The 24,167-nt window shown below is 59.2% G+C and carries 20 protein-coding genes; 10 read left to right on the top strand and 10 right to left on the bottom strand.

The genetic code is table 11. The features are described 5' to 3' along the window. Positions 1 to 12: 12 nt before the first annotated feature. The 3 genes from ACM6JQ_RS14530 to tssB all read right to left on the bottom strand — a co-directional run bounded on the left by ACM6JQ_RS14530 (position 13) and on the right by tssB (position 2,668). Positions 13 to 510 carry an Hcp family type VI secretion system effector gene (locus tag ACM6JQ_RS14530; protein WP_007911046.1) on the bottom strand — a complete coding sequence of 166 codons (498 nt, stop codon included), beginning with the start codon at positions 508 to 510 and terminating at the stop codon, positions 13 to 15. Between the two features lie 102 nt (positions 511 to 612). Continuing rightward, a complete protein-coding gene (tssC, locus tag ACM6JQ_RS14525; protein WP_007911038.1) occupies positions 613 to 2,094 on the bottom strand; it encodes a type VI secretion system contractile sheath large subunit in 1,482 nt (493 codons plus the stop codon). Between the two features lie 31 nt (positions 2,095 to 2,125). Further along, a complete protein-coding gene (tssB, locus tag ACM6JQ_RS14520) occupies positions 2,126 to 2,668 on the bottom strand; it encodes a type VI secretion system contractile sheath small subunit (RefSeq protein ID WP_414894058.1) in 543 nt (180 codons plus the stop codon). Between the two features lie 227 nt (positions 2,669 to 2,895). Between tssB and ACM6JQ_RS14515 the strand changes: the two genes are divergently transcribed. From ACM6JQ_RS14515 to tssA, 5 genes are read left to right on the top strand one after another with little or no spacing between them, the layout of a single operon-like run. Further along, entirely contained in the window at positions 2,896 to 3,345 is a 450-nt protein-coding gene (locus ACM6JQ_RS14515) for a type VI secretion protein (RefSeq protein WP_414894057.1), read from the top strand. A gap of 45 nt (positions 3,346 to 3,390) precedes the next feature. After that, positions 3,391 to 4,722, top strand: a complete 1,332-nt coding sequence (tssK, locus tag ACM6JQ_RS14510; RefSeq protein ID WP_007911031.1) for a type VI secretion system baseplate subunit TssK — start codon at positions 3,391 to 3,393, stop codon at positions 4,720 to 4,722. An 18-nt stretch (positions 4,723 to 4,740) separates the two neighbouring features. Then, positions 4,741 to 5,505, top strand: a complete 765-nt coding sequence (locus ACM6JQ_RS14505; RefSeq protein ID WP_414894056.1) for a DotU/TssL family secretion system protein — start codon at positions 4,741 to 4,743, stop codon at positions 5,503 to 5,505. Continuing rightward, complete coding sequence (locus ACM6JQ_RS14500; RefSeq protein WP_414894055.1) at positions 5,502 to 9,323, top strand: type VI secretion system protein; 3,822 nt, start codon at positions 5,502 to 5,504, stop codon at positions 9,321 to 9,323. Before ACM6JQ_RS14505 ends, ACM6JQ_RS14500 begins: the two co-directional genes overlap by 4 nt. After that, entirely contained in the window at positions 9,320 to 10,402 is a 1,083-nt protein-coding gene (gene tssA, locus ACM6JQ_RS14495; RefSeq protein ID WP_414894054.1) for a type VI secretion system protein TssA, read from the top strand. Before ACM6JQ_RS14500 ends, tssA begins: the two co-directional genes overlap by 4 nt. Here the strand turns inward: tssA and ACM6JQ_RS14490 are convergent. The 5 genes from ACM6JQ_RS14490 to ACM6JQ_RS14470 form a co-directional block, all read right to left on the bottom strand. Continuing rightward, complete coding sequence (locus ACM6JQ_RS14490; RefSeq protein WP_007911024.1) at positions 10,399 to 11,367, bottom strand: 2-hydroxyacid dehydrogenase; 969 nt, start codon at positions 11,365 to 11,367, stop codon at positions 10,399 to 10,401. The two genes, tssA and ACM6JQ_RS14490, sit on opposite strands and share 4 nt — an antisense overlap. Positions 11,368 to 11,538: 171 nt before the next feature. Next, positions 11,539 to 11,967, bottom strand: coding sequence for a hypothetical protein (locus tag ACM6JQ_RS14485; protein ID WP_038366244.1), 429 nt, complete (start codon positions 11,965 to 11,967; stop codon positions 11,539 to 11,541). A gap of 15 nt (positions 11,968 to 11,982) precedes the next feature. Continuing rightward, positions 11,983 to 12,465, bottom strand: coding sequence for a DUF4822 domain-containing protein (locus ACM6JQ_RS14480; protein WP_095111555.1), 483 nt, complete (start codon positions 12,463 to 12,465; stop codon positions 11,983 to 11,985). Between the two features lie 344 nt (positions 12,466 to 12,809). Further along, the gene (locus tag ACM6JQ_RS14475) at positions 12,810 to 13,334 is read right to left on the bottom strand and encodes a cysteine hydrolase family protein (RefSeq protein WP_007911018.1); all 525 of its coding nucleotides are present in this window, start codon (positions 13,332 to 13,334) and stop codon (positions 12,810 to 12,812) included. A 218-nt stretch (positions 13,335 to 13,552) separates the two neighbouring features. Beyond that, positions 13,553 to 13,936, bottom strand: coding sequence for a tautomerase family protein (locus tag ACM6JQ_RS14470; RefSeq protein WP_007911017.1), 384 nt, complete (start codon positions 13,934 to 13,936; stop codon positions 13,553 to 13,555). Between the two features lie 973 nt (positions 13,937 to 14,909). Between ACM6JQ_RS14470 and ACM6JQ_RS14465 the strand changes: the two genes are divergently transcribed. Next, entirely contained in the window at positions 14,910 to 16,190 is a 1,281-nt protein-coding gene (locus ACM6JQ_RS14465; RefSeq protein ID WP_007911014.1) for an HAAAP family serine/threonine permease, read from the top strand. A gap of 303 nt (positions 16,191 to 16,493) precedes the next feature. Here the strand turns inward: ACM6JQ_RS14465 and acnB are convergent, their stop codons facing one another. Continuing rightward, complete coding sequence (gene acnB, locus ACM6JQ_RS14460) at positions 16,494 to 19,103, bottom strand: bifunctional aconitate hydratase 2/2-methylisocitrate dehydratase (RefSeq protein WP_038366279.1); 2,610 nt, start codon at positions 19,101 to 19,103, stop codon at positions 16,494 to 16,496. A gap of 468 nt (positions 19,104 to 19,571) precedes the next feature. Between acnB and ACM6JQ_RS14455 the strand changes: the two genes are divergently transcribed. Next, entirely contained in the window at positions 19,572 to 20,042 is a 471-nt protein-coding gene (locus ACM6JQ_RS14455; RefSeq protein ID WP_038366489.1) for a DUF1289 domain-containing protein, read from the top strand. A gap of 87 nt (positions 20,043 to 20,129) precedes the next feature. Here the strand turns inward: ACM6JQ_RS14455 and ACM6JQ_RS14450 are convergent, their stop codons facing one another. Continuing rightward, positions 20,130 to 20,993, bottom strand: coding sequence for a universal stress protein (locus tag ACM6JQ_RS14450; RefSeq protein ID WP_007911011.1), 864 nt, complete (start codon positions 20,991 to 20,993; stop codon positions 20,130 to 20,132). Positions 20,994 to 21,152: 159 nt separating this feature from the next. On the opposite strand from ACM6JQ_RS14450, the gene ACM6JQ_RS14445 reads away from it, so the two are divergent. The 3 genes from ACM6JQ_RS14445 (at position 21,153) to ACM6JQ_RS14435 (ending at position 24,001) form a co-directional block, all read left to right on the top strand. Beyond that, positions 21,153 to 21,761 carry a tRNA-(ms[2]io[6]A)-hydroxylase gene (locus ACM6JQ_RS14445; RefSeq protein WP_007911009.1) on the top strand — a complete coding sequence of 203 codons (609 nt, stop codon included), beginning with the start codon at positions 21,153 to 21,155 and terminating at the stop codon, positions 21,759 to 21,761. 245 nt (positions 21,762 to 22,006) lie between these two features. Then, the gene (locus ACM6JQ_RS14440; protein ID WP_095111551.1) at positions 22,007 to 22,714 is read left to right on the top strand and encodes a response regulator; all 708 of its coding nucleotides are present in this window, start codon (positions 22,007 to 22,009) and stop codon (positions 22,712 to 22,714) included. Continuing rightward, positions 22,715 to 24,001, top strand: coding sequence for an ATP-binding protein (locus tag ACM6JQ_RS14435; protein WP_414894053.1), 1,287 nt, complete (start codon positions 22,715 to 22,717; stop codon positions 23,999 to 24,001). It begins immediately after the preceding gene. Positions 24,002 to 24,167: the final 166 nt, after the last annotated feature.

The following is a 24,167-nucleotide window of genomic DNA, read 5'->3' as shown; positions in this document are numbered from 1 at the left end:
CAGGACGCCGGGTTAGCTGACAAGCTTGTTGGCGGCCATGTCCCAGGTCGACGCGGCCGTGCCTTCCTTGGTGCCGTCGTCTTTCTGCGCGGTGAGTTCCCATTTGATCTTGGTGAAGTTCAGCGACACGGTTTCCACCGGTTTGCCACCGGTACCGCCGCTGACGCTGACGTTGGACAGCACCACGTTGGTGAGGGTGTAGACGATAAAGGGCATCAACTGCCCACTGCCCTCGGCGGCGTTGCGGCCGATGGTGATGATGGCTTCGGGGATCGGTTTGCCGGCGCAGCAGTATTCGTTGAGTGACGGTGTCGAGCTGTCGATAAACTTGGTCACCGTGAACTCGCCGACATGGGGTTTGCCGGAGGTGCGCTCCGAGTTGCTGACGTCGTTGGTGACTTGCATCGCCACGTTGTGGCTGTAGGACATGACTTCGATCTTGTCCGCAAAACCTTCGAGCAGGCTGTCGCCTTTGATGTCGCCGCCGAGGTCGAGAATGATTGCATCCATCGCTTGAAACTCCTGAAGAAATTCACATTAGGCAAATGGGCTGAACACGGAGCCCGTGGCGAGGGGATAAATCCTCTCGCCATCAGGGTTTTCTCTGGAGCTTTAAGCGGCAACCGGTGGCGGCAAGGTTGCCACCAGACGGATCGATGCAGTCAGTTCCTCAAGCTGGAAGTGCGGCCGCAGAAACACCGTCGCGCGATAGGCACCGGGTTTGCCGGCGACTTCGGTGACGTCCACGCGGGCTTCACGCAACGGGTACTGCGCCTTGATTTCCTGCGGCGCGTTGTCGTTGATCAGCACGTAATCGGCGATCCAGTTATTGAGGTAGGTCTGCACGTTGTCGCGGGTCATGAAACTGCCGACCTTGTCGCGCATGATCACCTTCAGGTAATGGGCGAAACGCGAGGCCGCGAGCACGTACGGCAACATCGCCGAGATCCGCGCGTTGGCGTTGGCCTCATTGGTGTTGTAGACCTTGGACTTGTTGGTGGTCTGGCCGCCGAAGAACACCGCGACGTCGCTGTTCTTCTTGTGGCACAGGGCGATGAAGCCGAGGTCGTTGAGTTCCTTCTCGCGGCGGTCGGTGATCGCCACTTCCGTCGGGCATTTCAGCGACAGGTCGCCGGAGCTGGTGCGGAAGGTGTGCGCCGGCAAACCTTCGACCGCGCCGCCGCCTTCAGCGCCACGAATTGCCGCGCACCAGCCGTATTTGGCAAAGGCTTCGGTGATGCGTTGCGACAGCGCCCACGCGGCGTTGCCCCACAGGTATTTGCTGTGGTCGGTGCCATTGACGTCTTCGACGTAGTTGATGCCTTCCACCGGCGAGGTGTCGGGGCCGTAGGGCAGACGCAGGAGGAAGTGCGGCAGCACCAGCGATACGTAGCGCGAATCCTCACTCTCGCGGAATGAGCGCCACTTGATCAGCTCCTGGCTCTCGAAGACCTTGGACAAATCACGCGGCACCGCCAGTTCGGTGAAGCTGTTCATGTCGAACAGGCGAGGACTGGCGGCGGCAATGAACGGCGCGTGGGCCGCGGCGGCGACGTTCGACAGTTTCTCCAGCAGGCCGATGTCCTGCGGGTGCCGGCCAAAGGTGTAGTCACCGACCAACAGGCTGAACGGGTGGCCACCGAAGGTGCCGTATTCCTCTTCGTAGATCTTTTTGAACAGCGCGCTCTGGTCGAACTCGACGGCTTTTTCCAGATCGTTCTGCAACTCCTTCTGCGTGACGTTGAGCAGGCGCAGTTTCAGTCGGGTGCTGGTTTCGGTGTTCTGCACCAGCAGGTGCAGACCGCGCCACGAGGCTTCGAGTTTTTGCAGGTCGGGGTGGTGCAGGACCTCGTTGAGTTGGGCGCTGATCAGCTCGTCGATCTGGCTGATACGGTCGTTGATCATCGCCACGGTGTCCTTGTCGATGGCCATGCCTTCGTCGAGGACCTGGGTGGCGAACTCCGCGAGCATGTCGCGGGCGTAATCCTGCTGACTGTCATCGTGGGCCATGCGGCCGTCGAGAATGATCTGGTCAAGCAGGGAAAGTGTCTCGGTCGTACTGTCGCTGGCTTGTTTCTGAGCTGAAGCGGGCATGGCGAATTCTCCCCTCGATGTAAGTGGACGATCAGGATTGCGGTTCGGCCGGCGCCTCGGCATCAGCTGCCGGGGTAGCGTTGTCCGGGCGGGCCGATTTGATTTCCTGCAGGCCTTCGGTGTTGGCGATGACGTCGCGCAACAGCTTGTCCAGGTCATCGTTGCCGTCGAGTTTGGTCAGCAGATCGCGCAGACGCTGGCGGGCCTCGAACAGGCGGCGCAGCGGTGTGACTTGTTCCACCACCTTGACTGGGTCGAAGTCGTCGATGTGTTTGAAATTGAGTTCGATGTTGAGCTTGCTGTCGTCGCCGCTGAGGGTGTTGTTGACCTGCAGCGTGGCGCGCGGGCCGATCGAGGCGAGCACTTCGTTGAAGTTGTCGCGGTCGATTTCGGTAAAACGCCGGTCAGTCAGTTTTGCCAATGGTTCGAGCGGCTTGCCCGACAGATCGGCAAGAATCCCGACCACCAGTGGCAGTTCCTTTTTCTCGATGGCGTTGCCGATTTCGACGTCGTAGGTGATTTGCACTCGGGGCGGGCGCACCCGGTCGAGCTTGTGCTGAGTACTTTCTGCCATGACGGCGGACTCCGATGCGATGAGCGGGCGCAATGCATCGGGGAGGCCCGTTCATCGCTTTCCCTTGCTGGACCGTAGGTTAGAAAGGGAGGCAGATGACCTGTCGTTCCTTTGACAAACCTTCTTGATTCGGCTGTAGGAACCGAACTACCCAAGACGCTAGAACAGGTCTATAAAAAAGCAAGCAAAAACATTTTTGGACAGGTTCGCGAAAAGGAAAATTCATTTTGCGTAGACGACTTTTTCTAACACTGCTGTTTGCGTCCCTGGCCGCTTGCTCCCTCTTCGGGCCGAAGGTGGACCTCGACAGCCTGACCCTCGACGTCGCTCCGAAAGCCAACGACGACACGCCGATTGCCGTGGACTTCATTGCAGTCGCCGACCCGGATCTGCTCAAGCAGTTGTCAGGCATCAGTGCCAGCCAGTGGTTCGCCGGGCGCGAACAGTACCAACGCGACTATCGTCAGTTGATGAGCGTGTGGGGACTGGAGCTGGTGCCGGGGCAATTCATCGACCGCCAACCCTTCCCGTTGGGGGGCAAGAAGGCTGCTGGACTTTTAGTCTTCGCCAGCTATAACACACCCGGAGCACACCGCTTGCGGCTCGACGATCAGAGCGAGGCGTGGCTGAAATTCGACAGCCGCGAGATGAGCCTGGTCAACGCCACCGAACACTGAAACACCACCGCTGCCGCCGGATCGCGGCTTGTCGAAGGGAGTCGTATGAGTCTGCTACCTGACGCGGTTTGTTGGCACGAAGGCATGCAATTGCTGCCGCAGCATTTTCAGTTGCAAGGATTGCGGGCCGAAGCGCTCGGCGCGCATCTGGCGCAAGCGTGCAACCCGTGGTTCTGGGGCGTCAGCCACATGGAATTCGATCCTTCGGCGCTGAGCGCTGGCGTGGTGCGCGTCTTGTCGCTGCAGGGGACGATGCCCGACGGCCTGCCGGTAGATTTGCAGGCCGGGATCGGGCCGGCGCTGGAACTGGATGTCGGCGCGGCGATCGATGCCACCGACGACGCCACCGTTACCGTTTACCTGGCGATCAGCCCGATGTGGCGTGCCGGTCAGTTGCTGCCGCTCAAAGGGCGCTTGCAGTCGGTGGTGGGCGACGCGCTGCCGGATCTCACCAGCGGTGAATTTCCTGAATCGATCACCGTGTGGCGCCCTAATCCACGCCTGTGCACGCAATTGAACAAGGCCGATTCGATCTGCCTGCCGCTGCTGAAAATCCGCAAGGAGGGTGGCGGTTTTCTGCCGCTGTCTTACACGGCGCCGACGCCGATCCTGTTGCCGGAGTCGGCGCTCGGTCGACGCATCGCCGGTCTCTGCGCGCGGTCGCGGGAGAAGTGTCTGTTTCTCGGTGGCCGTTTGCGTCAGGCGCAGCAGGCCGGCAATCAGGACGATGCGCTGGAAATCCGCCGCCAGTTGACGGCGTTGTGGGCGCGTCTGCCGGAAGTCGAAGGCGCGCTGAACAGCCGTATTGCTCATCCACAAACCCTCTATGTGCAATTGCTCGGTCTGGCCGGCGCGTGGTCGGCGCTCGATCCGCTGGCCGGCGTGCCGGCGTTTGCAGCGCTGGATTTTGTCGAATTGCAGCGCGGTTATGACGCCGTGCTGCAATGGCTGGAGATCACCCTCGAACTGATCCGCGCCGGCTATCGCAGCCTGCCGTTCGAGCGCGGTGAGCACAGCTTTTCCATTCAACTGCCGGACGAGCAGCCGAGTCAGCGTCTGGTGATCGGTCTGCGCATGCCCAACGGCGCCAGCGAACAAGCGGCAATTGACTGGTTGCGTGGCGCGATCATCGCCTCGGCACCGCACATTGCGCTGCTCAGTCGCCAGCGCATGAGCGGTTTGTCGCACCAGGTCATGAGCCGCAGCGAACAGGTGGCCTACAGCGTTGGCGAGGACACGCGGCTGTTTGTGATCACCGCCGAAGGTACGTGGTTCGACGCGCAACTGCCGCTGATTATCGCCGCGCCGGCGACGAAACTGACCAGCAGCCCGTGGCAAGTGGTGCTGTTTGTCGCCCAGAACAGTGAAAGTGCCTGATCACACAAGGAACGCCGTATGTCGCAAGGAAGTGCCGCAAGCCTTGGGTTGCAGGACGCACCGTTGAGCAGCGCGTTCCGCCAGACGTGGCAGCAATGGCAACAGGACTGGGTGCAATTGCCCAAGGACAGCGAGGACGAAGCGGCGCTGGTGGAGACCGTGGTCGAACTCTCGACACAGGCCTCGCAGCGATTGTGGCGCACCGCTTATGCGCGGGTCGGTGATTCGGCGACCGAGCAGGTCAAGGCGTTGGTTTACGCGTTCGTCGCACTGGTCGATGAAACCCTGCTGTTCACCCCTTGGCCTGGACAATCAGCGTGGCAGGACAAACCTTTGGAGTCGCGTCTGTATGCCAGTCGTCAGGCCGGCGAACAAGTGCCGGCGGCGATTCAAGCTTTGCTCGATGAACAGCAACCGACCACGCGCGATCTGGCCAACGTGTATCTGCAATGCCTGATCCTCGGTTTCCATGGGCGTTTGCGCGGAGAACACAGTCAGGCGCAATTGGAGAAGTGGCGGCTGGCGCTGTACACCTTTGCCTGGCAGGGCGAGGCCAGTTATGTCGATGTCAGTCAGCGTCTGACGCAGCCGTCGCTGACCACGCCATTGCAACTGCCGGTGCGCACGGCGCTGCCGGATGGCTTTCGCCTGGCGTTGGGGATTCTGGCGATGCTGCTGTTGCTGACCGGGCTTGGCCAGTTGCTCTGGCGGGACATTCGTTCGGAACTGGACCCGGTGCTGCAGATCATCGACTCGGTGGTGCCTGCGGAGCAAGACTCATGAGCACCCTGACGATGGTTGCGTGGGTTGTCGCGCTGCTGCTGGTCGTGGTGATCATCGCCGTGGCCGTGTGGTGGTTGCGCACCCAGAGTGGCGCAGCGATCCGCAGTTTTTACGCAGCCGTGCGGCAAATGGAGCAAGAGCAGGGCAGTCATGACCGCTATCAGATGCCATGGCTGCTGATGCTCGGTGACGAAACCCAGGGCACGCAACTGGTCAGTGAATGGCGTCTGCAACCGACCGACAAACCCGCCTGGTTCGGTCGCTGGTGGTCAGATCCCGAAGGCGCCGTGCTGGTGGTGCCGCAAGCGCTGTTTCTGCCCGACGACGGTATGCACTTGCAGCGTGGCGGTTGGTGGCGATTACTTGGTTTGATCCTGCGAATGCGCAGCAAGCGGCCGCTGGACGGGGTGGTCTGGCTGGTGCCGGTCAGTCGTCTGAGCAATCTGGAACAGGCCGCCAGCCTCGGTCTGGCCGCGCGCCGGCGCTTCATCGACCTGTTGCAACGGTTTGGCCTGAGTGTGCCGGTGTACGTGATCATCACCGGACTCGAAGAACTGCCGGGATTCCAGGAACTGATCAGCGCGCTGCCCGACGAGGCCCGCGAGCGTACCCTGGGCTGGTCGTCACCTTATTCACGCGATGCGGTTTGGCAAGGGCAGTGGAGCGATCAGGCACTCGATCGCATCCATCGCGCCATAGCGGAAGCCATCATCGAAATCGGCACCTTGTCCGGTCAGTTGAGCGCCGATCTGTACGCCTTGCCAGAGCGTCTGGAAACCTTGCGCCGCGGTTTGCAGAGTGTTCTGGAACCGGTATTTCAAGGCAACGCCCAGGGGGAAGCGCCGTGTTTTCGCGGTGTCTATTTCAGCGCCAGTCAGGCCTCGGAGGATGCCAAAGATGGATTTTCCGCTGACGACAGCGGCTTGCAGCAGAGTGTGTTTGTGCGCCAGTTGTGGCGTCAGCGCTTGGTCGGCGAGCGCGGGTTGGCGCAAGGCGTGCCGCGCCTGCTGCGTTTGCGTCAGCGTTGGCAGCGGCTGACGGCCGGCGTGGCGCTGGTGGTCGGGGTGATCTGGGCCGTGGCGATGCTCTGGGTCTGGCAGGTGTCGGTCAAGGATGCCCACGAACTGGCGCGGCAGATGCAAGGCGCGCAAAAGGGCTACGTGGCGATCAGCGACGAGGCGCAACGGGTCGACTCGACCCGACGCAATGTGCAGACCTTCTGGCGCGTGCTGGAGCGTGCGCCGCACTGGAACTACGTTTCTCTGGTGTTCCCGACGTCGTGGTTTTCCTCGCTCGACAATCAGCTTGAGCAGCAAGTCTTGCAGTCCACCCAGCGCCACATCATGGTGCCGCTGCATGACCTGTTGAGTGCGCAACTGGCGCAGATCAAGGCGATCCGCAGCACCGACCGACGCAGCAGTGTCGAAAGCGACGACCCGGCGCAGTGGCAGAACTACCTGAAGGCGAACGATCTGGTGGATCGGGCCTTGCGTCTGGAACAGCAGAACCAGTTGTTCAATCAAGTGCAGAACAACCCGCGTGCGCCGCTGGATGACTTGGTGCAACTGAGCAACAACGCGCTGTCGCTGAACCTCAACACCGGCACCTTGCCCTACGTGGCGTTCTACAATCGGCTGCTCGTGGCCGCGGAAGACGGCAGCTTGCAGGCGCTGGATCTGAGCGTCGACCGGCCACTGATCGTCAGCAACTTTTCCGGATTGATGCAGCGCTGGCTGGATCAGTATTTTCTCGCCGACAACTTTGTCAGCAAGGCCGGTTATCTCAAGTTGCACCTCGATCAATTGGAGGCCGGCAGTGGCAACAGCCTGCGCGAGCTCGAAGAGCTGACCGCGCTGGTCGACGATCTGCAAGCGGCAATTGCCCTGACCAATGCAACGTGGAGCCGTGGCAAAGGCCAGGAATTGGTGCCGGGTTATGGTGACTTCCTCGCCAAAGTGGGCAAGAGCACATTGTTGGGCGCGCAAGTCCAACAAGACCTCGACACGCAAGCGTCACGCTTGCAGCAGAGTTTCCGCGATCAATGGATCGCACAGGTTGGTTCGCGGGACAATTTGCTGGTACAGCAAGTCAGCGGGCAATTGGCGTTGCAAGACCAAGTGGTGAAACTCGATAACGCGATACAGGCGCTGTTCAAGCGCGACTTCGTTTCGGTCGCCCTGCGTGCCAGCGAAGACAACGTCAATATGCAAGGCCAGACCGTGGACGGTGATGACCTCAATGAATCGCTGAAGTATTTCGCCGACTACAACAGCTACATCGCCGAAGAACTGCCACGCATTCCACCGGACTATCGCGTTGCGGTGCTCAAAGCCGCCGAGCGTGCCGCCGCCCAGGCGATGTGGTTGAGCCTCAAGGATCACAACGATCAGGCGCATCCTTACGCTGTGTTCAATGTGCAGGCCGAGCAAGCCATGGCCCTGCAAAAGGCTTTCGTCGAGGTGCACCGCGCGGATCTCGCCACGCGTCTGCAAGCGGCGCTCAACCGCCGCGCCATGGCGCAGCTTATTGGTGGTCTGGATGAAATCACCGCGCAACCACTGTTCGGCGGACGGGCCGAAATCAGCCAGTGGGACGGTTCGAAAAACCTTGGTCTGGAACTGTTCGGCGCCAGCGACGTGCAGGATCTGAAACTGAGCCTCAAGCAGCAGTTCAACACCATGCTCGGCATCACTGAGCGGCGCACGTCTTCGTTGCAGTGGCTGACAACACAGCAAGCCAATCTGTCGGCCCTGGATTACGAACGCGTGACGCAGTTCAGTGCGCTCAACGACGAACTGCGCAAATACAAAGAGGCCAACCCGGCCAGTTCGCCGGCACAGATCGAGCAACTGGTCAGCCGCGATTTCGTCGAGATGGACGTCAATTCCTGCCTGCAAATGCTGCAGACCGCCAACATCGCCGGCGGACGCGGCACGTTGGCGATGCGCGCGGTGGAGCTGCAACAGGAAGCCATGCAGCGTTGCCAGATGCTGCAAGTGCAACAGGCCGCTGCGGCATGGAATGAGCTGGCCAACTACTTCAATCAATATCTGGCGGATCGCTTTCCGTTCGCCAACGGCGTGCAGATGCAGGACGCCGATCCGGCGCGGGTTGAATATTTTCTGCAACTGATCGACAAAAAACTGCCGGTCGCGCAGGCCGGCCTTGCCACCAACCAGACCCCGGAACGCCTGGCCGCGGCGGATTTTCTCAACCGCTTGAAGCAAGCCAGCAGTTGGCTGACGCCGCTGTTCGTGCGCGACAAGAGCGGCATCCTTGGCGTCGAGCTGGACGTGCGCTGGCGCACCGATCGCGATGATGAGCTGGGCGCCGATCAGGTGATTGCCTGGGGCTTGCTCGCCGGCAATCAGCAAATCAACTATCCGGCAGCCGAGCAACCGAATCTGCGCTGGATGGTCGGCCAGCCTGTCCGCCTGACCCTGCGCTGGGCGCGAAACGGCAAGGAGCGTCCGGTCAACGACCCGCTGCAACCGAATCTGGTGGTGCGTGATCTGGAGGCCGGTTGGGAGTACGGCGGGCCATGGTCGCTGCTGCGCCTGATGCGCGCGCATTTCTCGGTGCAGCGTCAGCCAAACGTGGATTACACCGATTTCCCGCTGACGTTGCGTTTACCTGTAACCGGGGCGCCGGACAGCGTCACCAGCGAATTCACGCGGATGTTCGTGCGTCTGTCGCTGATGAGCCAGGGCTCGAAACTGCCGCTGTCGATCGCGCCGTTGCCCACCCGTGCGCCGCGCTCACCGTTTCAGGTGACCGGCAGCACCGTCGCCCTTGAATCGCAGAAGGAAGATTTGTGAACCTGCCATCGGCCGCTGTGCCAGATCTGATTGATCAATTGCTCGCGCCGATCAGCGCGGATGCGCCCTGTGGCGTCGATTTGCGCTATGAGCGTGAGTTCGATCAGTTGCGCGACTTGCGCCGCGAGGACGATGCCAGCCTGCCGACCGGCGTCTGGCAGTCGACACTGAAGCGGGCGAACTGGTCGGAAGTCGAGAAGCTCTCCACTGCGTTATTGCTCGAGCGCAGCAAGGACTTGATGCTCAGCGCGTGGCTTGGCGAAGCCTGGCTGCACCTGCAAGCGTTGGACGGTTTGCCCGGCAGCCTGGCGCTGATCGCCGGTTTATGTGAGCGTTTCCCCGAGCACTTGCACCCACAAGCCGAGGAGGGCGATCAGTCGTGGCGCGTGATTCCGCTGGAATGGCTGGTGCGTCGCTACAGTGAAGTCTTGCTCACTCGCGTGCCGCTGTTCGGCACTCGCAACAGTGATTTCGAGGTTTATACGCTTGAAGTCTGGCGGCGTTTAAAGATTCAGCAGGTGCAGGCCAACGACAGCAAGAATGCCAAGAGCTCGGCAGAAACCGCGCGCAACGAACAGAAAAAACTCAGCGATCAGATCCGCGCCACGCCGCAGGCGTTCTGGTTGCGCACCCAGGGCAATCTGCTGCTGAGCCTGCAACATCTGCAGCGGCTCGACAGCTGGAGCAATGCTTATCTAGGGGATCAGGGCCCGGGATTGCGGCCCTTGCAGGACATTATTCAAGCGCTGCTGACGTTGGTTCAGGAGTTTATCGCCATGCACCCACAACAACCGGCTTCACCGGCACCGGTGGTCGAAGCCCCCGTCGCCTTGCCGCAACCAGAAGAACCTGCACCGGCTACCCAGGTATTTCGCGAACCGGGCAGTCGCGAAGAGGCTTACCGACAATTGCTGCTGATCGCCGAATACCTTGCCCGCACCGAACCTCACAGCCCCGTGCCGTATCTGATTCGGCGCGGCGTCGAGTGGGGCAACAAACCGCTGAGCGAGTTGCTCGGTGAGTTGATCAGTGCCGATGCGGAATCGCGGCGTTTGTGGACGTTGCTTGGGGTGCTTTAGTGCACGCGTTGATTGTTGAGTTTTGGCGGCAGCGCGATAGGCGTCAGCACAGGCTCGCCCGAGAAGAACGCCACGAGGTTTTTGCCCACCAGCTCCACCGTGCCTTGCGTCGCTTCCGGTGACAGCCCCGCGACGTGGGGTGTCAGCAACACGTTGCTCAGGGTTTTCAGCGCATCCGGCACTTGTGGCTCGTGGTCGAACACATCCAGCGCGGCGCCGGCAATTTTGCGTTGTTCAAGGGCGGTGATCAGATCCGCCGTGGCGATCACACTGGCGCGGGCAATATTGACGATAAACCCTTTCGGACCGAGCGCATCGAGCACCGCGCGGGTAATCAGATGCTGTGTGCCGATACCGCCGGGCGTGGCGACGATCAGGAAGTCCGACGCTCGCGCCAGTTCGGTCGGCGTCGAGCAGAACGCGTACGGCACATCGTTGCGCACCTGACGGCTGTGATAGCTGATCTGCATGTCGAAACCGAGGTTCGCGCGTTTGGCGATCGCCATGCCCACTGCGCCCAGTCCGAGAACCCCCAGGCGTTTGCCGGCCAGCGACGGGCGCATGATCTTCGGCCATTCACCCCGGCGCACTGCGGCGTCGCAACGTGGTATATCGCGCACCAGTGCCAACAACATTGCCAGCGCATGGTCGGCCACCGATGAGGCGTTGACTCCGGCTCCGTTGGTCACGGTAATGCCACGGTTGCTGGCGGCTTGCAGGTCGACCTGTTCGTAACCGGCGCCGATGACCGTAATGATCTTTAACGCGGGCAGGGCGGCGATCTCATCGGCTGTCAGACCCAGCGGGCCACGGGTCAGCACCGCGTCGATGCGGCTGCCTTGGGTGGCAATGGCTTGCGCACGTTCAGCGGGCGTGGGGGCAAGGATCAGGTGGAAGCCCTGATGTTCGAGAATCGGCAAGTAGTCATTGATGGTTTCAACCAGTACCAGAACGGTGGCGGGCATTGCGCGGCTCCTGTGAACGTCGGCGGGTTGGTCGCGAAAGTCGTTTCAGAGTGCTGAATCCGCAGCGACTTGGCAATCGTTGTCATTGGCGCAGTGGTGCTTTGATTCTGGACGGCTTCGGGCAAGAAGCAAGGTTAGGCAGCACACCGGTGATCCGCTGTGCTGTCGACATCATTGGGCCGCTTGGGCTTTGGCTTGCTCAGCCATCGCGAGCGGCTTGATATCGTAGGTCGGATAGAACTCGGTGCGGTAACTGCCCCATGCGGTGTTTTCCAGCGCCAGGTTAACTTCCGCCAGACGCGAGACAGGAAAGCGCACGGTCACGACCTGGCCGATCCCCATCATGATGTTCCAGCTCACCACCTCGACTCCGGCCGGGGGGAACGTTTTATGGAAACCCTGTTGCGCAAGCTGAGCCTTTAGTTCACTTAACGGTCGGGTTTGATCATGTTTCAGAAACACGGTCAGCATCATCGCGTTGTCGGCGGTGGCGACGGCATTTTTTGCGGGCTGGGTGGCAGCTTGTGCGCTGACCCCGGCGCAATAGACAGAAGAAATCAGTAACGTCGACATCAGCAGGGTTTTAATTGACTTTTGCATAGCGAACTCCTGGTTTTATTGTTTGATGGCGGACTTGGTTTCTATCGTTCCGGTATAGGGCGCGTGAACGACATGAATGCGCACAAGAGGATTGTTGTCGACCATGTCGCGAGGGACTTCCCGAGAATAAGTGAACTCACGTTTGTTCAGTGTTTCCAAACGCCTGACCCATGTTTTGGTCGGGCCGATATCCGGCACAAGAATGTGCTGTTGCTGATCGCCGGTGACAAAGAAATACCCGCCACCGCCATTGTTGTACTTTGATTCGCCTGTATCGGTGTAAAAGAATTCGTATCGATTGCGCTCGGGATCCCACGTCGATATACCAACGACGCCGGGGTACTTCGCTTTGACGTCGGTTTCAGGGGCGCCGTCGATATAGACCTTGGTGGTCAGCCATCGTGGCGAAGAAGCCAGCTCGCGGACATCGGCGTTGGCGCTGGCGAGCGGCGCAAGCAGTGCGGCCAACAACAGGCCGGTCATCATGTTCTTGTGCATGCTGTGTCCTCTTGATCACACTTGAATTATTAGCCTTCGAATTCGGAGCGATAAAAATATAGACCTGCCATGGAATATTGTTCAATGGCTGGGTAGTTGTTTGTAACAAATGGCCGGTATTCGATTTTAAGTAATATTTTGTTATGAGTATTTGTGGCTGTTTAACTTGTAGGATTGTTCTGAAAGTTTGTTGGTTGATTGGTTTATTTGTTGGCGTTTTCTGTGGTTAACGTCGCTGGCGTCATTAACTGATTACACGAAACCGTAGGACAAGGGATGCCGTAACAAATGTCTGGTTGACGCAACCGCAGCAAGTGAAGTTGCGTCTATTTCGGGAGGCTTCCTTAGAACTTCACTTCAGCACTGTCGATTAACCGTGCGAAAGCGGCACCGAGGGTGGCGTTGTGATGGTTGATGATCGCTTCGGCCGATAGCGCAGCAGTGTCCATGCAGGTGTGGGCGTCGCTGACCAGCAGTGGTCTGAAGCCCAGATCGGCAGCGCTGCGACAGGTGCTGTCGATGCAGAACTGGCTTTTCATGCCGACCACATAGAGGTCTTCTACCTGTGCGGCTTTGAGTTGCTGTGCGAGGTCAGTGCCATGGAAAGCATCGGGGCGGGATTTGTCGAAGAGGGTGTCGATATCAGCGTCCAGTTCAAGCGCTGGCAACAATTGCCAGAATGGACTGCCAGCGGCAATCGGTGAACCATCCGGGCCGGTGTGGCGCACGGCGAAGATCGGCACTTGAGTCGCGCGGGCCTGAGCGACCAGGCGCCGGATGTTGGCCAGAATCCGTTCGCCCTGATAGGGCTTTTCCGGTCCGTGGAACAGACCGACCTGCATATCGATGATCAACAGTGCTGCGGGCATGGTGTTTATCCTTGGGTGCTGCAGATGCCGCACGGACGGGAGAAACAACAAGGCCCCGTCCATTGCTGGCGGGGCCTTGGGTTTGCTGCGCTGGGGTTACCTCAGACAGAAACACCACGACCCGCCGGTGGCGGTCGTGGTGGTACGGGTGAGTTGCAGCGCGCGAATGTTCATGGGCCGATCATGCTGGCGCTGATAACGGGCTGTCAATGAGCGGGTCAAGTGACGTACTGCGCGACGCCATTGCCGAATGACCAGTTCTCTTTTTTTACCTCGACCAGATTGATGAACACGTCTTCCAGGCGCACCGCCAATTGTGTGTGCAGGCTTTCGGCGATGGTTTTGAACAGCAACTGCTTTTTCTCCACCGTGCGCCCTTCGCTGATGGTGATTTGAATGAACACCACGCCATCGCTGCGCTGGATCCCCAGATACTGCGGGTCGTAGACGAGGTGTTGGTCATCATGCTCGGTGAGGATCTGGAAGTTGTCGTGCTCGGGCACATCGATACAACTGCGCAGGGCCGCGTAGATCTGCTCGCCGATGCGTTTGGCGAAAGTGGGGTCGGGGTTATGTCTGATGTCGACACGAACCAGTGGCATGGGGAAGGCTCCGCAGGGCAGGGGACTCATCTCACGCTAGATCATGTGGGGCAAATTGAAAGGATTGGGGGCTTGAAATCGACGCAGTTCCTTAAAAGTCACCGTATGAGGCTGCCTACTTTACTCACGGATTTTGCCTACGAAACCGCCAGACTCGTCCGCTACCCGGCAGGTGATCAATGCGAAATCATGAGGGTACAAAGCAGCCAAGGTAACGGCTGCCAATAGCCAAGGAAGGCGCATGCTTCAGAATGATCGGGAAAATCTGGAACTCGAAAGACTACAAAACGAATCACGCAAGCTCATTGTCGAGAGGCGCAAGCTTATGGCTGAGGAAAACAAATTAAAGCGAGAAAGGTTCTGATACCCGGTAGCGGTAGGCACGGGGCTGCTGACTGCGATTACAGCTGTATTCGGGATATTGACCAAGCTCCAAATGAAGCGCTTCACACATCATTGCTTGTGTTCAAGCGTTCCGGATGCTTAACAACGGTTTACATAACAGATTGGTCTCGTGACCTCGCAAAGGACAATAAACATGTACATAGAGGACCCTAAAGCCAGAGCTGAACGACTTCGACGAGAGGACGCCGAGTTCGCTGAAGAGGCCAGAGGTCTGTCCCCGGCTGAGATTCGCTCAGAATTATTCAGGTTCAGTATGGGGGCAATATTTGCGCTGGTCGTCATCACCATCGGGACGATAGTGCTTCGTTCAATCTGAAATGTTTTCCAGAGACCGCTTAGCTTGGATGCGCGCTAAAAGCGACATTCAACTTAGCTGGGGGCGACAGCTATTAATCCGAAAACGACATCCCGCTGATCTGCTCCGCACAACCATTCCTCAGCTAAGTCTTTGCTTCTGCTCATTTATCACGGAGAATCGCGCCCTTGTTTCGGCCGGAGCATGTCTGTCGGTTTTTTCCGACGCGTCCTGACCGAGTGGCAAGTGACCGGAATGCGGAGATCCGACCGGATGAATGATCAGGCCAATAGCGTCGAAGAGCGCTTTGATGCAGCAGCACCCGCTGAACTTTCGAGCTGGAATCGCCAGGACACCACCTGGATGTTGGGACTGTTTGGGACGGCCATCGGCGCCGGCACACTGTTTTTGCCGATCAACGCAGGGCTGGGTGGTTTCTGGCCGCTGGTGATCCTCGCGCTGCTGGCGTTCCCGATGACGTTCTACGCCCACCGTGGCCTGACCCGCTTTGTGCTTTCCGGTCGCGAAGGCGCCGACATCACTGAAGTGGTCGAGCAGCATTTCGGCATCAAGGCCGGTGCGCTGATCACGCTGCTGTACTTCTTCGCCATTTTCCCGATCCTGCTGATTTACAGCGTCGGCCTGACCAACACGGTCGCCAGTTTCCTCGAGCATCAACTGCACATCACACCGCCACCGCGCGCGCTGCTGTCGTTCGTGCTGATCCTCGGTTTGCTGGCGGTGGTACGTTGTGGCGAGCAGGCGATCGTCAAGGCCATGAGCCTGATGGTCTATCCGTTTATTGTCGCGCTGTTGTTTCTCGCCGTTTATTTGATTCCGCACTGGAACGGCGGCATCCTCGCCACCGCTTCGCACGTGCCGGCACCGTCTGCGTTGCTGCACACGCTGTGGCTGGCAATTCCGGTGATGGTGTTCTCGTTCAACCATTCGCCGATCATCTCGGCGTTTGCAGTCGATCAGAAGCGTCGTTACGGCGTCCACGCTGAAGAGCGCAGCTCGCAGATTCTGTCCCGCGCACACGCGTTGATGGTGCTGATGGTGCTGTTCTTCGTGTTCAGTTGCGTACTGACGTTGTCGCCAGAGCAATTGGCGGAAGCCAAAGAGCAGAATCTGTCGATCCTGTCTTATCTGGCCAACCATTTCAGCAACCCGACCATCGCCTTTGCGGCGCCGCTGATTGCGTTCGTGGCGATCTCCAAATCGTTCCTCGGTCACTACATCGGTGCCAGTGAGGGCCTGAAAGGCTTGATCGTGAAGAGCGGCAAGCGTCCGAGCGCCAAGGCACTGGATCGTATCGTGGCGGCGTTCATGCTAGTGATCTGCTGGATCATCGCGACGCTGAACCCGAGCATTCTGGGCATGATCGAAACTGTAGGCGGCCCGGTAATCGCGGCGATTCTGTTCCTGATGCCGATGTATGCGATTCGCAAGGTTCCGGCGATGGCACGCTATCGTGGTCAGGCGTCTAACGTGTTTGTGACGGCGGTAGGTCTGGTAGCGATTTCGGCACTGGTTTACAAGCTGACGATGTAACACGGCTTCAATCGATAAAAACCGCTGTGCCTGCCCGGGCACAGCGGTTTTTTTTGGCTCGGGAGCTGAGCTTGCTCGCGAAAGGGGTGAGTCATTGGCAACGATGTCGACTGACACTCCGCCATCGCTGGCAAGCCAGCTCCCACAGGGTCATGTGTAAAACTCAGCCTCTTGAAAACGCCATAAACCCCTGTGGGAGCTGGCTTGCCAGCGATGAGGCCCGAACAGACAACCACCCTCCATCAGGCATAAAAAAACGCCGCTCATCTCACGATGGGCGGCGTTTTTCATTGCGTTGCAGCGTTAGGCTTGAACGACCGGGATGTTGGCGTTCGCAGCAGCTTCACGGAACTCGGCGATCTGGTCGAAGGACAGGTAGCGGTAGATATCGGCCGCCATGCTGTCGATCTTGCCAGCGTATTCCATGTACTCCTCGACGGTCGGCAGGCGACCCAGGATCGAAGCAACGGACGCCAGCTCGGCCGAAGCCAGGTAGACGTTCGCGCCGTCGCCCAGACGGTTCGGGAAGTTACGGGTCGAAGTCGACACCACGGTGCTGTTCGGCTCAACGCGTGCCTGGTTACCCATGCACAGCGAGCAGCCTGGCATTTCCATGCGTGCGCCAGCCTTGCCGTAGATGCCGTAGTAGCCTTCTTCGGTCAGTTGGTGGGCGTCCATCTTGGTCGGCGGCGACAGCCACAGACGGGTTGGCAGCTGACCCTTGACCTGATCCAGCAGTTTACCGGCAGCGCGGAAGTGACCGATGTTGGTCATGCACGAACCGATGAACACTTCGTCGATCTTCTCGCCTGCAACGCTGGACAGCAGACGGGCGTCGTCCGGGTCGTTCGGCGCGCACAGTACAGGCTCGCTGATGTCGGCCAGATCGATTTCGATGACTTCGGCGTATTCGGCGTCGGCATCGGCTTCCATCAGTTCCGGGTTGGCAACCCAGGCTTCCATCGCTTGAGCACGACGTTCCAGGGTACGCGCATCGCCGTAGCCTTCGCCGATCATCCAGCGCAGCAGGGTGATGTTGGAGTTCAGGTACTCGGTGATCGATTCTTTCGACAGCTTGATGGTGCAACCGGCAGCCGAACGTTCGGCCGAGGCGTCGGACAGTTCGAACGCCTGCTCCAGGGTCAGACCTTCCAGACCTTCGATTTCCAGGATGCGGCCGGAGAAGGCGTTTTTCTTGCCTTTCTTCTCGACGGTCAGCAGACCGTTCTGGATGGCGAAGTACGGAATCGCATGAACCAGGTCACGCAGGGTGATGCCAGGTTTCATTTTGCCTTTGAAGCGCACCAGGATCGATTCCGGCATGTCCAGCGGCATAACGCCGGTGGCCGCAGCAAACGCAACCAGACCGGAGCCGGCCGGGAACGAAATGCCCATCGGGAAACGGGTGTGCGAGTCACCACCGGTACCGACGGTGTCCGGCAGCAGCATGCGGTTCAGCCACGAGTGGATGATGCCGTCGCCCGGACGCAGGGAAACGCCGCCGCGGGTCATGATGAAGTCAGGCAGGGTGTGGTGGGTGGTCACGTCGATCGGCTTCGGATACGCCGCGGTGTGGCAGAAGGACTGCATCACCAGGTCAGCGGAGAAGCCCAGGCACGCCAGGTCTTTCAGTTCGTCACGGGTCATTGGACCGGTGGTGTCCTGAGAACCTACGGTGGTCATCTTCGGTTCGCAGTAGGTGCCAGGACGAACGCCTTGGCCTTCTGCCAGACCGCAAGCCTTGCCGACCATTTTCTGCGCCAGGGTGAAACCCTTGGTGCTTTCAGCTGGAGCTTCCGGCTTCTTGAACAGATCGAACGGAGGCAGACCCAGTTCGGCGCGAGCCTTCTCGGTCAGGCCACGGCCGATGATCAGCGGGATACGGCCGCCAGCGCGAACTTCGTCCAACAGCACCGGAGTCTTCATCTCGAAGGTGGTCAGGACTTCGTCGGTGCCGTGTTTGCAGACTTTGCCAGCATGCGGGTACAGGTCGATCACGTCGCCCATGTTCATGTTGGAAACGTCGAACTCGATTGGCAGTGCGCCGGCATCTTCCATGGTGTTGTAGAAGATCGGAGCGATTTTGCTGCCGAAGCAGAAACCGCCAGCGCGCTTGTTCGGCACGTAAGGAACGTCGTCGCCGAAGAACCACAGTACCGAGTTGGTCGCCGATTTACGCGAGGAACCGGTACCGACCACGTCACCGACGTAGGCGATCGGGAAGCCTTGACCGCGCATTTCTTCGATCTGCTTCATCGGGCCGATGGCGCCCTGCTGATCAGGAACGATGCCGTCACGGGCCATTTTCAGCATGGCCAGGGCGTGCAGCGGGATGTCTGGACGCGACCAGGCATCAGGAGCAGGGGACAGGTCGTCGGTGTTGGTTTCGCCGGTAACCTTGAAGACGCGCAGGCTGATCTTGTCGGCCAGGGTCGGACGGTTTTTGAACCACTCGCCGTCAGCCCAGGATTGCAGCACGGCTTTAGCGTGAACGTTGCCGTTCTTGGCTTTTTCCGCGACGTCGTGGAACGCATCGAACATCAGCAGGGTGTGCTTGAGTTGCGCGGCAGCGACTGGCGCCAGCTCGGCGTCGTCCAGCAGGTCAACCAGAGTCACGATGTTGTAGCCGCCCTGCATGGTGCCGAGCAGTTCTACAGCGCGCTTTTTGTCCAGCAGAGGGGAGGAAACTTCGCCCTTGGCCAGTGCAGACAGGAAGCCGGCTTTGACATAAGCCGCTTCGTCCACGCCTGGTGGAATGCGATTGGTGATCAGGTCAACGAGAAATTCTTCTTCGCCAGCCGGAGGGTTTTTCAGCAGCTCGACCAGGCCTGCTGTTTGTTCGGCGTTAAGCGGCTGGGGAACGATACCCAGGGCTGCACGCTCTTCGATATGTTTGCGGTAGGCTTCAAGCACAGTTATTACCCTCATCAGTGGTCCCAAATGGGTGTCCGGGACGCTCATCCCGAAATTGCCGTACTCATGCTCCTCACGACGTTGTGGGTCGTTCGGCCAGAATTACCGGCAATTCCTTACAGAAGCTGCTTTCAAAGTTTTACGCCTGCAGAACGGGGAGCTGATGAGGGTTGGCGGTGGATTTTTCCCCGCTGGAAAAATCCCTCGCCAACACCGCTCTGAAGGAACGACTGTGCTCGTGACGCTTTGAAAACAGCTTCTAACGGACATTGGCGCCTTAAAAGGCTGGCTGATTCTACGGCAAAAAAAATTTAAAGGTAAGTCGCGCTCTATTGGACTTTCGTGGCAATGCGCGTGGCCGGGGCAAATGCCGCGCGCGGCTGTGACCCTGATGTTTGAGGGGTGATCAATGCCCGACAAAGGGCTAACATGCCGACCTGTTCCGCGTTTCAGTGTTTTGCCTATCTTATGCCCAATCAGACCATCAAGACCCCCTGCGTCGGCCTCTGCTCCACTGTTTACGGTGATCTGGTGTGCCGTGGCTGCAAGCGTTTCCACCACGAAGTGATCCACTGGAATGGGTACAACGAGGAGGAAAAGCGTGCAGTGTGGCTGCGTCTGGAGCAATTGCTGTCACAAGTGATGGCGGGCAAGGTCGAGATTTTCGATTCGGCGCGCCTGCGCGAGCAGCTGGAACAGCGCAAGATCCGCTTCGTGCCGCATCAGTCGGAGTATTGCTGGGCGTATCAGCTGATCGCCCGTGGCGCGCGGGTGATCATTAATCTGGAAGCCTACGGGATGGTGTTGCTGCCGGAGTTTCGCGACTGGAACCTGCCGGAATTGCGTGATGCCATTGATCGGGAATTCTTCTTGCTGTCGGAAGCGCACTATCAGCGCTACATCGCCCCCGGATTCCTCAAAGACGCCTTTGGCGCCTGAAGGTCAAAAGATCGCAGCGTGCCGCAGCTCCTACATGGGAATGCGTTCTACCTGTAGGAGCTGCCGAAGGCTGCGATCTTTTGATCTTTAATGCTTCACCGCCAACTCCACCAGATGATCTTCAACCTCCTGCGGTTTGAGCACCAGCACATCGCTCTCCAGTGCATCGAGCACAACTTCCGCCGTATTGCCGATCAATGCCCCGGACAACCCGGTACGCGCCACCGTGCCGATCACGGTCACCGCCGCCTGCAGCTTGTGCGCCATAAACGGGATCAACACATCCGCCGGGCCTTCCTCGATGTGCAGATGTTCATCATCGACATCGAATTCCGCCTGAAACGCCCGGCATTGCTCGCGATAACGCGCCTCGATCGTTTCACTCAGTTGCAGCGTCGGGTCCGCCGCCGACAGCATCGGCGATGGATGTGCCGCGATCACATGCAAATGCGCCTTGGCCAGACTGGCAATGTCGTAGCCATGATCAATGATCGTCGTGTGCAAATGCCGGTGCTCACCATCGGCATTGCCCACGTCCACCGCCGCCAGAATCACTTTGTCCTTCCAGGAACCTGCGGTTTTCACCAGCAACACCGGGGTAGGGCAGTGGCGCAAGAGCTTCCAGTCCGCCGGGGTCAGCAGGGCTTTTTTCAGTGAGCTGTCGGGGAAATGCTGCTTGATCACCAGCCCGCAACCCTCGGCTTGCTGCACATCGATGATGGTTTCGTGCAGGCTTTCATTCCATGCCTGTTCGGTGGTCACGCTGTAGCCGTCGGCCACCAGCGCAGCCTTGAGTACGCCAAGCATGCCGGCGTGGTCGTGTTTCCTGTCGCACACCAACAGGTGCAGGTGGGCCTGGGTTACGCCGGCGATCAACTTGGCGCGCTTGAGCGCCAGGCTTTCCGAATGTTCGGGTTCGATGACCACCAGAATGCTGCGAATGGCTTGCATGAGCGGAGTCTCCAGCAAAGAAAAGGCACGGCGTTGCACAACTATAGTTGCTGCTCGATCGTGCGCGACTTGATGCATATCAACGCCAGCCGCTGGTGGTCTGCGGACAGGCCGGTATAATCGGCGCCCTTCGCTCGAACACCTTTTACCGTGAGCCCCATGATCCTTCCCGAAATCCACGAATTCCTTGGCTGCCGCACCCCCGACGCCTGGGTTCAGGCCGCCCTGGCCGATCAGGAAACCCTGCTGATCGACCACAAGAACTGCGAGTTCAAGGCTGCCAGCACCGCCCTGAGCCTGATTGCCAAGTACCATTCCCACGTCGACCTGATCAACATGATGTCGCGTCTGGCCCGGGAAGAACTGGTGCACCACGAGCAGGTCATGCGCATCATGAAGCGGCGCAAGATCGAACTGCGTCAGCTCCACGCCGGTCGTTACGCCTCGAGCTTGCGTAAGGTGGTGCGCAGCCATGAGCCGGTGAAACTGGTGGATACGCTGGTGGTCGGCGCGTTTATCGAAGCGCGCAGTTGCGAGCGGTTCGAAGCGCTGGTGCCGCATTTGGACGAAGAACTCGGCAAGTTCTACTTTGGCCTGCTGAAAAGTGAGGCGCGGCATTTTCAGGGTTATCTGAAACTGGCCTATCAGTACGGCGATGCGAAGGATATTGCTCAGGTCATCGAGAAAGTCCGCGCCGCCGAGCAGGAATTGATCGAGTCGCCGGACGAAGAGTTCCGCTTCCACAGCGGTGTGCCGGCCACCGCATGACTCCGTGTAGGAGTTGCCGAAGGCTGCGATCTTTTGCTTTTGACGAAGCCGGATCAAAAGATCGCAGCCTTCGGCAGCTCCTACAGATGTAGCGATCAGTGCATGAATGTTAAAAACTCTTAAGAGTATGAAACATCACCGAAAACCGGCCCAAGCGGCCGGTTTTTGCTGCCTGAAACAAACGCCTGCGCCATGAAAGCCGCCATAATGCCGACCACTTCACACAAGGGCGGCAGACGGGCGTTATGGATAACCTGGGTTTTGGCAAAGTCCTGTTGGTGGAAGACGATGAGCGTCTGGCGGCGTTGATCGCCCACTTTCTCGAACAACACGGCTACGAGGTGCGTACGGTGCATCGTGGAGACCTGGCCGTGGCTGCCTTTCTGGAATTCAAGCCGAAAGTCGTGGTGCTCGACCTGATGCTGCCGGGGCAGAGCGGTCTGCACGTATGCCGGGAAATTCGCAGCGTGTCGGACACACCGATCGTGATCCTGACCGCCAAGGAAGACGATCTCGACCATATCCTCGGTCTGGAGTCCGGCGCCGATGATTACGTAATCAAACCAATCAAGCCACCGGTGTTGCTGGCCCGGCTGCGCGCGTTGCAACGGCGGCAGGTGCCGGACAGCAACGTGGTGAGTTATATGGAGTTTGGCCAGTTGAGCGTTGACCGCAGTTGCCGTGAAGTGCGGCTGGCGGGCGAGGTCATCGAAATGACCACCATGGAATTCGAGCTGCTGTGGTTGCTGGCCAGCGCCGCCGGCAAAGTGCTGTCGCGCGACGACATCCTCAATCGCATGCGCGGGATTGCCTTCGACGGCCTCAACCGCAGCGTCGACGTGTACATCAGCAAATTACGCAACAAACTCAAAGACAATCCCCGCGAGCCGATGTGCATCAAAACCGTGTGGGGCAAGGGTTATCTGTTCAATCCGTTCGCGTGGGAGTTGTAGATGCTGCGGTTATTTCTCGGGCTGTTTCTGGTCATGACGTTGGGTCTGGTGCTGGCCTTGCAGACGGTCGAGCGCACCTTTGATGCTTTGCTCGATTATCAGATGCAGGACTACAACCGTGAGGCCGTGCGGGGACAGGCATGGACATTGGGCCAGCAGTTGCGGGATCTCGACGGCCCGGCCCGGGAAAAGCAGCTGGAAACGATTCGCCCGCATTACGGTTTGGGGCTGACGCTGGTCGATACCTCTGAACTGGCCCTCAGCGACGAGGAAAAAGCTGAGCTGGCCAAAGGGCTGCTGGTGATCCGCGACAAGTACACCCAGTACATTTCCGCGATTGATGAGGGGCCGCAACTGCTCAGCATCCGCTTGCCGGCCGAGCCGAGTCTGATGCCGTTCTACATCGCCGGTGCCTACCTGATGATTGCCGTGATGATCGGCATCGTCCTGTTTTTCTGGGTGCGTCCGCACTGGCGTGATCTGGAGAAACTGCGTCTGGCCGCCGAGCGTTTCGGCGATAACGATCTGTCGGTGCGCATTCAATTGTCGAAACGCTCGAACATCCGCGATCTGGCCGAGCACTTCAATCTGATGGCTGCACGCATTGAAGGGTTGATCGCTAACCAGCGTGAGCTGACCAACGCCGTGTCCCACGAACTGCGCACGCCGATTGCGCGGCTATCGTTTGAACTCGACCAGCTCAAACAGCAGCCGGACGCCAGCCAGAACCGCGAGCTGATTGCCGACATGTACGCAGACCTTGGTGAACTGGAGGAGATGGTTTCCGAATTGCTCACCTACGCCAGCCTTGAACGTGGCGCGACGGTGATCAAACGCGAAAACATCCAGGCTGCCAATTGGCTTGATAGCGTGGTTGGCAGCGTGGCGCTGGAGGCCGAAGCGGCGGGGGTGCAGTTGCTGATCGGTGATTGCCGGCTCGACACCGTGCGCATTGAGCCGCGATTCATGGCGCGGGCGGTGATCAATCTGCTGCGCAACGCGATTCGTTATGCCGAGCAACGCGTTGAAGTGTCGCTGGTGCGCACCGGCGATTATTACGAAGTGCGGGTCAACGACGATGGACCGGGGGTACCGGTGGACGGGCGCGAGAAGATCTTTGAACCGTTTTCGCGACTGGATGCCAGCCGGGATCGTCGCACCGGTGGGTTTGGTTTGGGCCTGGCGTTGGTGCGCCGGGTCTCGCAGTCGCATGGCGGGCAGGTTGAAGTGGGGGATTCTCCCTGGGGTGGAGCGTCGTTCCGGATGACCTGGGCGCATCTGGATTAGTTCTGTGGCTTGTGCCGGCCCCTTCGCGAGCAGGCTCGCTCCCACATTGATTTATGGCGCCGATTGGATTTTTGTCACACACAAAACCTGTAGGAGCTGTCGAGTGAAACGAGGCTGCGATCTTTTGATCCTGATCTTCAACGTCAAAACACCGCAGTTTCTATAG

This window comes from Pseudomonas sp. IT-232MI5, from assembly GCF_949767845.1.
Lineage (GTDB): Bacteria > Pseudomonadota > Gammaproteobacteria > Pseudomonadales > Pseudomonadaceae > Aquipseudomonas.
This window is presented reverse-complemented; position numbering and strand designations above follow the sequence as displayed.

Bases quoted from the DNA above. Each gene is read 5' to 3' on its own strand.
- ACM6JQ_RS14505 (WP_414894056.1), top strand. From the start codon at position 4,741: ATGTCGCAAGGAAGTGCCGCAAGCCTTGGGTTGCAGGACGCACCGTTG.
- ACM6JQ_RS14455 (WP_038366489.1), top strand. From the start codon at position 19,572: ATGCCCAATCAGACCATCAAGACCCCCTGCGTCGGCCTCTGCTCCACT.
- ACM6JQ_RS14435 (WP_414894053.1), top strand. From the start codon at position 22,715: ATGCTGCGGTTATTTCTCGGGCTGTTTCTGGTCATGACGTTGGGTCTG.
- ACM6JQ_RS14500 (WP_414894055.1), top strand. From the start codon at position 5,502: ATGAGCACCCTGACGATGGTTGCGTGGGTTGTCGCGCTGCTGCTGGTC.
- ACM6JQ_RS14465 (WP_007911014.1), top strand. From the start codon at position 14,910: ATGAATGATCAGGCCAATAGCGTCGAAGAGCGCTTTGATGCAGCAGCA.
- ACM6JQ_RS14445 (WP_007911009.1), top strand. From the start codon at position 21,153: ATGATCCTTCCCGAAATCCACGAATTCCTTGGCTGCCGCACCCCCGAC.
- tssC (WP_007911038.1), bottom strand. From the start codon at position 2,094: ATGCCCGCTTCAGCTCAGAAACAAGCCAGCGACAGTACGACCGAGACA.
- tssB (WP_414894058.1), bottom strand. From the start codon at position 2,668: ATGGCAGAAAGTACTCAGCACAAGCTCGACCGGGTGCGCCCGCCCCGA.
- ACM6JQ_RS14450 (WP_007911011.1), bottom strand. From the start codon at position 20,993: ATGCAAGCCATTCGCAGCATTCTGGTGGTCATCGAACCCGAACATTCG.
- ACM6JQ_RS14480 (WP_095111555.1), bottom strand. From the start codon at position 12,465: ATGCACAAGAACATGATGACCGGCCTGTTGTTGGCCGCACTGCTTGCG.
- ACM6JQ_RS14440 (WP_095111551.1), top strand. From the start codon at position 22,007: ATGGATAACCTGGGTTTTGGCAAAGTCCTGTTGGTGGAAGACGATGAG.
- ACM6JQ_RS14485 (WP_038366244.1), bottom strand. From the start codon at position 11,967: ATGCAAAAGTCAATTAAAACCCTGCTGATGTCGACGTTACTGATTTCT.
- ACM6JQ_RS14490 (WP_007911024.1), bottom strand. From the start codon at position 11,367: ATGCCCGCCACCGTTCTGGTACTGGTTGAAACCATCAATGACTACTTG.
- ACM6JQ_RS14470 (WP_007911017.1), bottom strand. From the start codon at position 13,936: ATGCCACTGGTTCGTGTCGACATCAGACATAACCCCGACCCCACTTTC.
- tssK (WP_007911031.1), top strand. From the start codon at position 3,391: ATGAGTCTGCTACCTGACGCGGTTTGTTGGCACGAAGGCATGCAATTG.
- ACM6JQ_RS14475 (WP_007911018.1), bottom strand. From the start codon at position 13,334: ATGCCCGCAGCACTGTTGATCATCGATATGCAGGTCGGTCTGTTCCAC.
- ACM6JQ_RS14530 (WP_007911046.1), bottom strand. From the start codon at position 510: ATGGATGCAATCATTCTCGACCTCGGCGGCGACATCAAAGGCGACAGC.